General features: G+C 62.1%; 1 pseudogene. It reads right to left on the reverse strand.

Going from position 1 to position 588, the window contains the following annotated elements:
* Positions 1-588 (reverse strand): annotated as a pseudogene (locus GMA8713_RS27950) (hypothetical protein); the annotation flags it as partial.

Consider the following 588-nt stretch of genomic DNA (forward strand, 5'->3'; position numbering starts at 1 on the left):
TGTTGGCATCTTCATCAATCACGACAGTCGGCGCCGCCGGGGCACCGGTGCCCACGCCGTAATCCAGGGTGGCGGAGTCAGTGCCTTCGGCGCTGTTGCCGGCGCTGTCGGTGACCGTGGCGGTGATTTCCAGCTCAGTGCCGGTGGCAGGCGGATCGATGCTCAGGTCGAGGCCATTATCCAGCATCTCCTGAGTGACCGGGCCGGAGAAGATGACATTGCCACCCTGGTCAGTCACTTCAATGGTGTCACCTACTTCAGTGCCGGCTGCCAGGGTAATGGTGATGTTTACCTGACCGTCGAGCTCAGCGTCATTGATGTAGCCATCGTCGTTGGCATCTTCGGTAATGGTGACCGTTGGGGCCGCCGGGCCGCTGCTCAGTACCGCACTGTCAGAGCCTTCGGCGGTGTTGCCCGCCGGATCGGTAACGGTGGCAGTCAGGGTGATGGCGGTGCCATCTGCCGGGGCCGGGATAGACAGGCTAAGCCCATTGTCCAGCATGTCCTGGGTAATGGTGGCGGTGTACACCTCATTGCCATCCTGATCGGTGACCGTGATGGTGTCACCGACTGCGGTGCCGTCGCCCA

The sequence above is a fragment of the Grimontia marina genome (assembly GCF_900060185.1).
GTDB classification, from domain to species: Bacteria; Pseudomonadota; Gammaproteobacteria; order Enterobacterales; family Vibrionaceae; genus Enterovibrio; species Enterovibrio marinus.